General features: G+C 54.5%; 1 protein-coding gene. It reads right to left on the reverse strand.

Features of this window, described 5'->3' with window-relative positions; genetic code table 11:
• Positions 1–290: heme biosynthesis HemY N-terminal domain-containing protein (locus SB719_RS19575; protein ID WP_412159656.1), on the reverse strand; the 290-nt coding region annotated here is incomplete at both ends.

Below are 290 nucleotides of genomic sequence, written 5' to 3' on the forward strand. Positions count from 1 at the left end.
TCGGCATTTTTCGCCATCAGCTTTTCAACTTGCTGATAATCGCCTTCCGCTAGTTTCAGCAGCGCCTGTTCGGTCTGCTTACGGGCACGGCGACGCTTACGTCCGACAAACCACCCACGGGTGTGTGCGCCTGTGCGGAAGATCCGCCGCAGTAGCCACTCAATGGCAAACAGCACTACCATCGCCAGAATCAAAATAATCGCCAGGCCAGTGACGCTGGTTTCGATATTGTAGTTGTCGGTCTGAATCAATACGTACCCCTGATGACCGGCAATCATCGGGCCAACCAC

It is taken from the genome of Pantoea sp. SIMBA_079 (assembly GCF_046940275.1).
Lineage (GTDB): Bacteria > Pseudomonadota > Gammaproteobacteria > Enterobacterales > Enterobacteriaceae > Pantoea > Pantoea borealis.